At 43.9% G+C, this 9,872-nt stretch carries 8 protein-coding genes; 3 read left to right on the top strand and 5 right to left on the bottom strand.

Annotated elements, in window-relative coordinates:
* Positions 1-190 precede the first annotated feature (190 nt).
* Positions 191-1,204: a metal ABC transporter solute-binding protein, Zn/Mn family gene (locus R2B77_RS17575; protein WP_203246993.1), complete on the top strand. Its 1,014-nt coding sequence runs from the start codon at positions 191-193 to the stop codon at positions 1,202-1,204.
* A gap of 232 nt (positions 1,205-1,436) precedes the next feature.
* Here R2B77_RS17575 and R2B77_RS17570 read toward each other — a convergent pair whose 3' ends face one another.
* The 5 genes from R2B77_RS17570 to R2B77_RS17550 form a co-directional block, all read right to left on the bottom strand.
* On the bottom strand, positions 1,437-2,876 hold the full coding sequence (locus R2B77_RS17570; protein WP_203246992.1) for an o-succinylbenzoate--CoA ligase: 1,440 nt from the start codon (positions 2,874-2,876) through the stop codon (positions 1,437-1,439).
* 69 nt (positions 2,877-2,945) lie between these two features.
* Complete coding sequence (menB, locus tag R2B77_RS17565; RefSeq protein WP_203246991.1) at positions 2,946-3,764, bottom strand: 1,4-dihydroxy-2-naphthoyl-CoA synthase; 819 nt, start codon at positions 3,762-3,764, stop codon at positions 2,946-2,948.
* Between the two features lie 101 nt (positions 3,765-3,865).
* Positions 3,866-4,687 (bottom strand): 2-succinyl-6-hydroxy-2,4-cyclohexadiene-1-carboxylate synthase, encoded by an 822-nt coding sequence (gene menH / locus R2B77_RS17560; RefSeq protein ID WP_212391384.1) that lies wholly within the window; start codon positions 4,685-4,687, stop codon positions 3,866-3,868.
* Positions 4,680-6,392: a 2-succinyl-5-enolpyruvyl-6-hydroxy-3-cyclohexene-1-carboxylic-acid synthase gene (menD, locus tag R2B77_RS17555; protein ID WP_203246989.1), complete on the bottom strand. Its 1,713-nt coding sequence runs from the start codon at positions 6,390-6,392 to the stop codon at positions 4,680-4,682. Before menD ends, menH begins: the two co-directional genes overlap by 8 nt.
* Entirely contained in the window at positions 6,385-7,770 is a 1,386-nt protein-coding gene (locus R2B77_RS17550) for an isochorismate synthase (RefSeq protein WP_203246988.1), read from the bottom strand. Before R2B77_RS17550 ends, menD begins: the two co-directional genes overlap by 8 nt.
* A 126-nt stretch (positions 7,771-7,896) precedes the next feature.
* On the opposite strand from R2B77_RS17550, the gene R2B77_RS17545 reads away from it, so the two are divergent.
* Positions 7,897-8,844, top strand: a complete 948-nt coding sequence (locus R2B77_RS17545; protein ID WP_404830764.1) for a 1,4-dihydroxy-2-naphthoate polyprenyltransferase — start codon at positions 7,897-7,899, stop codon at positions 8,842-8,844.
* Positions 8,845-8,952: 108 nt separating this feature from the next.
* Positions 8,953-9,690, top strand: a complete 738-nt coding sequence (locus R2B77_RS17540; protein ID WP_203246986.1) for a TraR/DksA C4-type zinc finger protein — start codon at positions 8,953-8,955, stop codon at positions 9,688-9,690.
* The last annotated feature ends 182 nt before the right edge of the window (positions 9,691-9,872 follow it).

The raw sequence follows: 9,872 nt of genomic DNA, 5'->3' as shown, positions 1-9,872 counted from the left end.
GGCGTTTGGACACCCACTGAACAGGGAAACAAAATCGCATTCACCTCGCCACCTATAGTGGTGGAGTCTTCTGCTGAATGAAAATAAAGTTCTCTTTCCAGTTGCCAAATGAACAACTCTCTTGTATGATAATAAAGCGAGTTACCTAAATCGTAATGATTACTATTAACTGAATGAAGGAGATTTTCTTATGAACAAAAAAATGATTGTCGTCATTTCATTACTGACAATACTGCTACTTGCTGCTTGTGGCAATAAAGGTGCGGATACAGAACAACTGACAAACGACAGCGAAAAACTTGCTGTTTATACAACTGTCTACCCCTTGCAATACTTTACAGAACGAATCGGCGGCGAGCACGTTGATGTCAAATCCATCTACCCACCTGGAGCTGATGAACATACCTTTGATCCTACCCAAAAAGATATGATCGCACTCGCGGATTCCGATTTATTCTTCTATATCGGCTTCGGTTTAGAGGGTTTTGTAGAAAATGCAGAAAAGACATTAAAAAATGAACATGTCAAAATGATTGCGACCGCAGAGGGTATTTCTGAAGGAATGCTTGAAGAAGGTCATGATGAAGAGGGACATGATTCTGAAGAGGAGGTCCATGATGAAGAAGGACATGACCCTGAAGAGGAAAGTCATGATGAAGAGGGACACAATCACGGCCAACTTGATCCCCATGTTTGGATTTCTCCAAAACTGAGTGTCGAACTCGCGGCTTCCATCAAAAACTCTTTAGTTGAAGAAGCACCTGAAATGGCATCTGAGTTCGAGAAAAACTTCGAGCAGTTGCAAAGTGATTTAGTCAATCTCGATGGCAAATTCAAAGAAATGGCAACCAATGCACCCTCTAAAACATTCTTTGTCTCCCATGCGGCATTCGGTTACATTGCTGAGCCCTACGGCCTTGAGCAAGTCGCCATTGCAGGCTTGAACTCACAAAGTGAGCCTTCGCAAAAACAATTGGCAACGCTTGTTGGACTGGCCAAAGAACAAAATGTACGCTATATCTTATTTGAACAAAATGTTTCATCCAAACCAACAGAGGTTATACGCAAGGAAATTGGAGCCGAAGCACTTACACTGCATAATCTTGGCGTGTTGACAGACGATGATGTGAAGCATAACGAAGACTATTTCTCCTTGATGGAACGGAATATTGAAACGTTGAGGCAAGCATTGAGCGGCGAATAATACAATAAAAACTGTGCTACATATTGGGATGACTTCCGGTATGCAGCACAGTCTTTTAATTTGGATTAACTTAGCTATTGCCATGACAGTTCGGGTAGTTGTACTTACAGTTTGACGATCTACCATTACAGTTTTGGCAGTTGTCCTTACAGTTTCACAATTTGCCATGACAGTTTAGAGTTTTGCCAAGACAATTCTAACAGTTTCTCTTACTGCTCAAAAATACTCATATTCAGTCCAACCATTCCTTCAATTCCCGCCGTAACAACTTATTCGATGCATTACGCGGTAGTTTTTCGACAAAGCGAAACGCTTTCGGTACTTTATAATGTGCTAATCGCTCCTCACAAAACAATAGCAATTCTTCCACCGTGACATCTTCCGTTGCTACAACAAATGCTACTGGCACACTTCCCCACTCAGAATGCTCTTGTCCACATACGCCCACTTCACTAACATTTGGATGTGCCACGAGGACATTTTCAATTTCCGCAGGATAGATATTCTCACCGCCTGAAATAATTAAATCAGACCGTCGATCGACAATATACAAATAGCCTTCTTCATCAAAATAACCAATATCCCCCGTAGGTAGCCAGCCATCTTCCAGCGGATTGGTATCTGCAAACCGACCGATATATCCTGGCGTCACATGTGGGCCACGTACCAGTACCTCCCCTTTATCCCGAGCATTTGCCGCACCCTTTATCTTGATTTGATTAAAAAACAACGGTTTACCTGCGGAACCCATCTTACGTATCGCATCGCCTGCCGCCAGCGTCGCCGTCTGTGAACTCGTTTCCGTCATGCCATATGTTTGAGAAATGGGAATGTTGCGCTGAGCCGCTCGTTCTAAATAATTTACTGGCAACGATCCGCCCCCTGCAAGTATTGTTTGGAAGGAAGGATGAGCCATTGCATTGTCCTTTTCAAATTCCTGAAGGACTCTGCCCAACATGAGTGACACAGCAGACATCCTCGTCACTGAACCATCCCGAATTTCTTGCGCCGCTCGACAGGCATCAAATTTCTCGTACAATCTGACTTCCATTCCGTAAAGAACTGATCGAACTAGAATTGAAAACCCACTAATATGGAATAACGGCATCGCGCAAAGCCACACATCATTGTCGTGTAGACCAAGATTAAGAACGGAGGACAGCGCACTGGAAACATGGTTCCCCGCAGTTTGACGGACACCTTTCGGGAAGCCTGTCGTGCCAGATGTATACATAATCGTAATCGTTCGGTCTGCTGTCCAGAGTTCTTGAACGTCAAACCGCTGTTCTGCACTCCGTTCTATTGTCGAATACGGAAGTTGAGGGACAGCCAAGTCAGTGACTGCTTCACTCATTTCATCTGCAACAATTACTACGCTAGCACCTGAATCCTCCAGTTGCCACTCCATTTCTTTAGTTTTCAGTCGGCTATTTAACATGACTATTTCAAGTCCAACTAGCATACAAGCGTGGATGATGAATACCATGTCTGCATTGGATCGACCAAGTAATGCAATGCGCTGCCCTTCCGTTAAACCGTTGGCTGTCAGTTTCCGTGCAAGTTGCATTGATCTCTCTTGTAATTCGATAAATGTCCAGGTTTCGTCCTCAAAGGATAACGCTGTTTTGTCCGGCGTCAAATACGCTCGCTGCATAAGCCAATTTGGAATCATTTTTCATCCTCCGTTCAGTCAGAAAAAAAGCCGCCCGATGAATTAGGCGGCTTTTTATTGTGTCGTTTATTAAGGAAAACGTGGGAATTGACCGAAGTCCGGTTGACGTTTTTCTTTAAACGCGTCGCGGCCTTCTTTCGCTTCATCCGTTGTGTAATACAATAGTGTAGCGTCACCCGCCATTTGTTGCAAGCCTGCAAGACCATCCGTATCTGCATTCATTGCTGCTTTAACAAAACGAAGTGCAGTCGGACTCATTGTAAGCATTTCCTCACACCATTGAACGGTTTCGTCTTCCAGTTGCGCATATGGTACAACCGTGTTGACAAGTCCCATATCAAGCGCTTCCTGTGCGTCGTATTGACGGCATAAGAACCAAATTTCACGTGCTTTCTTATGACCGATAATACGTGCCAAGTAGCCTGAACCGTAACCGGCATCGAAAGAACCTACTTTTGGTCCAGTTTGTCCAAATCGCGCATTATCTGCCGCAATCGTCAAGTCACAAACGACGTGTAGAACGTGTCCGCCACCAATTGCATAACCAGCAACCATTGCCACAACTGGCTTCGGAATCACACGGATTAAACGTTGTAGGTCAAGTACGTTCAAACGTGGAATTTCGTCATCGCCCACATAGCCACCGTGACCACGTACAGATTGATCGCCACCTGAACAGAATGCTTTCTCGCCTTCACCTGTTAAAACAATCACACCAATGCTCGCGTCATCACGTGCGCGCGAAAATGCATCGATTAGTTCCATTACGGTTTTTGGACGGAATGCGTTGCGCACTTCCGGACGGTTAATTGTTATTTTTGCGATACCACTATACTTTTCGTATTTGATATCTTCGTATGTACGAAGTGTTTCCCATTGACGTGTCATATAGACCCTCCTCGATTTTAAAGCTATCCATTTCGCCTCGTCGAAATTTGTGACATCCGTCGGAGGCTTTTAGGTTGAATCGGTGGAACCGCTTTGCTGATTCAAATTAAAATATGCTTCTCTACCATTGTAGCAAATACAGCGGGATTTTCCACATGTATTGCATGTCCAACATTTGCAACTGTTTCATTGCGTGCATTCGGGAATTTGCAAATCATTTCCCGGGCAATATTTACGAACTTTGTGTCGAGTTCTCCCGTTATGAGCATAATGGCGAAATTGAGCGTATGGAGTTGCTGCCAATACGACGGTTGACTGCCTGTTCCAATCCCTCTTAAACTGTTTGCAAGACCCATTTCACGCTGGTTAAGTCGCTCTTCTCTAATTGACCACTTCTTTTCCTCTGACAACACTCGTTGTGAATCAAACAACGCAATACTCTCCCAAAAATCCACAAATGCCGGTAAGCCGTCCTCTAAGATTCTATCTGCCAAACGATTATCTGCCACCTCACGCTCTGTCCGCTCTTCAACTGTTTTGAGCCCTGGTGAAGAACTTTCAAGGATAAGTGATGATACTCGTCTTGGATATTGAACCGCATATGCAAGTGCAACGCGACCTCCCATGGAGTAGCCAACCAACGTGAATAGATTGAGCGACAGTATGTCAAAAAGCGCTTCAAGATCTTCTACTTGCTGTTCCATCGCATAACGAGCAATCTCTTTTGGTGCCGCCGTTTTCCCATGACCTGTTAAATCAATCGCGACTGTACGAAATTTCCCTTTAAACAGCTCGGTGACTTCCTGCCAGGTGGTCGTACTCCCCGTAAAGCCATGCAATAGGACAATCGTCGGCAAGCTGTCTTCGCCTTGCATGACGACATGGATGTCTATTCCCCGAACGTTCACGACTCTATCAGACATCACGTTCAAGCCTCTCTGTAATTTGTGCCCACAGATTACGATGCGCTTGCACATTCACTTGGCGATCCGCAAACACTTCGATAATGCGTACAGACTTGTCTTTGACACGCAAAAGCTCTGCTTCAAACTCTTCGACAGACTTGACAGCGGCATATTGTGCATCATACATCGCTGCAATATGGTTGAATGTTAAACCAGTCGGCGTACCAAATAATTCTTCAAAGTGATTCGTAACCCCAGCTTGTGAAAGATAAGAGAAAATTCCACCGCCATCGTTATTCATAATGACAATCGTCAAGTCCGTGTCATGAAAACGACTGACAATCAAACCATTGACATCATGCAAAAACGACAAATCACCTATATATAACCATGTCGGTCGCTTGCGTGCGGTCTGAATTCCAAACGCTGTTGACACTACTCCATCAATACCATTCGTTCCCCGGTTAGCGAAAATAGTAACATCTTTCGTTGTTGCTCTGAAAAATGTATCCATATCGCGAATCGGCATACTGCTACCGCTGACCAAATCGCTCCCCGTTGGCAAATGCTCAATTAGCATTTTTGCAAAGATCCCTTCATCACCAGTGACTCCCTTATAACGACTCGTCACATCAGATGCTAGTTCATTCGCTGTAGCCCATAACTCCGAATAAGCTGTCTTTCGTTTACTCACAATAATTTGGAAAACCGCTTCCGGTGTTGTTTGAACATGATGTGTAACAATACCGAGTGAATCCCGGAATTCTGGTGATTCATCCACAGCAATAACGATCGAAGGTCTTACTTTTTTTAAATAGAGCGCTAGCGGCTTGGACACCGACTGTGCGCCAAATCGAATAACGGTATCTGGAGTAACTTTATCGCTAAAAACAGTACTTTTCAATAGAGCATCATAATGATCGATACATAGTGCTACACACTGCTCGGGTATCTCTGAACGTAGATTGGATAACGGATCGCACAACACAGGCCATTGTAACGCACTGGCAAATTGCCAAAACGCTTGTTTATCCACACCAATTGGTAGTTCACCTGCGACAATAAGCCCCCTGTCCGATTTCGCAAGCATGTCCATTATGAGTTGCACTGTAGCTGGATCTAAAGCAGTGCTCCCAGTGATACGCTGACTAAACGTCGAGATCGGCGTTGCTCGATCGAAATCGATCAACAGTGGTTCCCGGAATGGTACATTCAAGTGAACCGGTCCAGAAGGCGCTACTGTCGCAACTGACAAAGCCCTGCTAATATGCCGATCAATAAAATCATGAATGTCCGAATTATCTTCTGGCAAAGGCATATCCACACTGTACTTTACATGCTCACCGTACATGCGAATCTGATCTATCGCCTGCGGTGCTCCCACTTCTCTTAATTCATGCGGACGGTCCGCTGTTATAACGACGAGTGGAACGCGCGCATAATAAGCTTCTGTAATGGCTGGATGATAGTTTGATGCAGCCGTACCTGATGTACAAAGTAATACGACCGGTTGTCCAGATGCCTTCGCCAAGCCAAGTGCAAAATAGGCTGCCGAACGTTCGTCAACTTGCATATAAACATCTAGATTGTCTGTCGAAGCAAGTGCATAGGCAAGTGGCGTTGAACGGGAACCCGGACTAACGACCGCTGCTTTCACACCTGCATTCATCAGCGCACCTGTCATTCGCCGTACATAATCCGTCAGTACACTACGGTTATCCATTCAATTTTCCTCCAAGCGCCCGCATAACCGGTCTAAATTTAACCCATGTTTCATCATATTCTTTATCCGGCTCAGAATCGGCAACAATTCCACCACCAGCGTATAAATACGCACGATTACCGTCCAGTAAAGCGGAACGGATTGCCACTGCGAATTCACCGTTGCCTGCCGTATCCGTCCAGCCAATCGGCGCAGCATAATATCCCCGATCCATATTTTCCACAGATCGAATGATGTCCATCGATATGTTTGTCGGAACTCCACCAAGCGCAGGTGTCGGATGAAGGGCTTGAACCAAACTAAAAATGTCAGTTCCTTGCTCCACTGTCCCCTCAATCGGGGTAAATAAATGCTGGATATCACGAATTTTCATAAGTTTTGGTGCTTTAGGCATCGCAATATTTGTACAAAAAGCCTGAAATACTTGCGAAATCATATTGACAACATATTGATGCTCTTCCCGATTTTTATGATCCTCGAGCAATTCTTCACCAAATTCCCGGTCCTCCGCTGCAGACTTGCCACGTTTAATAGATCCCGCAACACAGGCCGAGTACGCCCGTCCATTCGATATTTCAATCAAACGCTCTGGTGTAGCACCGAAAAACAGTTGCCCCTCTTTTTGTAGACCGAAATGATAACTTTCCTGCTGTTCATTTGAAATATGGTGTAATGCAGTGACAGCTGGTACTTCTTCAGCAAAATTAAGCTGTACCGAGCGTGCGATAACAACTTTTTCAGCAATTCCTTTTTTGATTTTATCCGTCACATCTGCAACAGCCTGCATGTAGTTATCTTTCGCAATTTCCTCAATAGATGCAACTTCCGGCTTTGCTAACAGATTAAAATCCTCCACTTGCGCAATATGAATTAAGCGATCCCGTTCATCTCGCAATCGATCGAACTCCTCTGCCGCCTCACTGCTTTCCGTCACTAGATTGATGGAAATCGTCGTCTTCCCGTTTTTAATGGTCAATTGGAAAGAAGGGACTACGAAATAAGCAGACGGAAATGCTTCCCACTCCGTCTCCTTAATACTTTTTGGATCATAGGAGAAACCTCCAAACAACACAGGATCCATATCCTTTTCTTCTTTAATAAGCGCAGCCCGCAAACGATTCCAGGCCATCGAAATATGTTGAAAGCGTTCCTCGGCACTATCACTCGTTAGTACAGTCGCATGGCCTATTCCGACGAGCGTCATCGTTTTATCTCCATTTTGCCAATAAAAACGTTTCTCTATATAGCAGGAATCCCCCGCTTCAAAAAATGCAAGTGGTGAAATTCGCCCCGCATCAATGGTTTCCGTAAAAAATCGTACTGCATGATTGTCAATTTTCACTTGGCTTTTGCGCGTAGCAGTCAACTTCCGGTTCATCATTTTCCCTCCGTACATTCATTCAACTCGTTATATACTAATACCTTTATTCTATCATACCGAATTTTCGACATTACAGCACATAATAAGCAGGCAGCATGTCCACTTTGTCGAATTTAGAGTACAATGGTTATAGTACAAAATGATAGGGAGAGAAAAATTTTGCAACAGACAATTAAAGCAGATACAGGATGGCGTATTTGGTGGCAACTGACACGTCCACATACCCTAACAGCAGCGTTCGCTCCTGTATTTCTTGGTACCATGATTGCGTTACCTGGCGACAACATCCATTTTCCTTTATTCTTCGCTATGTTAATTGCCAGTATTTTCATCCAAATGGCAACAAATATGTTCAACGAATACTATGATTTCAAACGTGGTCTTGATACAGAGCATTCCATCGGTATCGGGGGCACAATCGTCCGCAATGGTATCAAACCAAAAACTGTATTAAATCTCGCCTTCCTACTATATGGAATTTCCGTTCTCATTGGTATCTATATTTGTATGGAGACATCATGGCTACTCGCAGTTGTTGGTGTTTTGTCCATGATGATTGGTTATTTTTATACCGGTGGGCCCTATCCAATTGCCTATACACCTTTTGGAGAGCTGGTATCGGGTATTGTGATGGGCATGTTGCTCATCCTCATTGCTTTTTATATCCAAACGGGAACCGTCACAGCTGAAGCAGTGCTACTTTCAATTCCAAGTATGCTACTTGTCGGCGGTATCATGATGGCGAACAACATTCGTGATATTGTAGGGGATACTGAAGGTGGTAGGAAAACACTCGCTATCCTTGTTGGCCGACCCAACGCCATCACAATCTTAATGTTCTTTTTCATCATATCTTATGGCTGGATTATTGCACTCATTCTCTTCGGTCATCTTACACCGTGGGCACTTCTTATACTCCTAAGCATACGAAAGCCTGCAACAGCAATAAGCGTCTTTCGAAAATATACGCAACCACTTGAAGTCATGCCTGCCATGAAAAATACGGCTGTGACAAACACACTATTTGCTCTATTGCTCGGCATCAGCATACTTATCGGATATATTTTATAACTCAAAAGCCTGAAACATCAATTCTATTTGGTGTTTCAGGCTTTTTATTAATCAATTCAATAAATTTTGCACATACTGTAGGTATTACCAAAAAGGACGTGACAAAACGTGCTGAATGAAAAACAGCTAGCAACGCTAAAAAAAGAGTTACTGGAAATGAAGGAGCATTTGGCCGAAACAGCTGAAGAAACCGATAGTAAAGAAAGTGCACAAGATGCTGTTGGAGAACTGTCGACATACGATAACCATCCTGGAGATATGGGCACAGAACTGTTTGAACGCGAAAAAGACATGGCTTTAAACGTACACGCGAACTCTGAGTTAGAAAAAGTGGAAGACGCCTTAGAAGCGATGGAAGTAGGCTCATATGGGGAGTGTGAAGTATGTAAAAAAGATATTCCATTTGAACGGCTTGAGGCTGTCCCTTACACAACTCATTGCATCGATCATGCTACTGATCGAGAAGTACCCAATGATCCACCTGTTGAAGCAGATATCCTGATTATGGCCAATTCGAATTCGTTTGCCAATAGAAGGCACGGTGCAGCTCGCGATGGCGAAGACAGCTTCCAAGAAATCGCAAAGTTTGGTACCTCGGAAACCCCTTCTGACTTCACGGGCGACCATGATAGCTATAACACATTATACGACAATGATATCGAAGACGGAGCAGCGGAAGTGATTGAGGAGTTCACAGGCACAGACATAAGCGGACAATCACGCGGTTTCGTTAGATCTGATGCATCCGAACAATACGAGGCCGAACTGGATAATGAAGGAATCGAGTCTTCCATTGGCGACATACCTTATCTTGAAAGTGACGGTTATACCGAAGATAATAGATAGTAACGTAAGACCACAAGTCATTCTAGACTTGTGGTCTTACTTATATAGGGTCAGTGCTTTTCTTCAACTACACTTCAGCTACTGCTGATAAATCGCCTACACTCAGTTCACTTATCTAATTCAATATTTTTATCTTTATAGTATTCTCAAAAAATATTTAAAAAGCGGCTTTACTAGTTCAT

This window comes from Sporosarcina beigongshangi (assembly GCF_033485195.1).
GTDB classification, from domain to species: domain Bacteria; phylum Bacillota; class Bacilli; order Bacillales_A; family Planococcaceae; genus Sporosarcina; species Sporosarcina beigongshangi.
The sequence above is the reverse complement of the archived record's forward strand: the minus strand, read 5'-3'. Positions and strand labels throughout refer to the sequence as shown.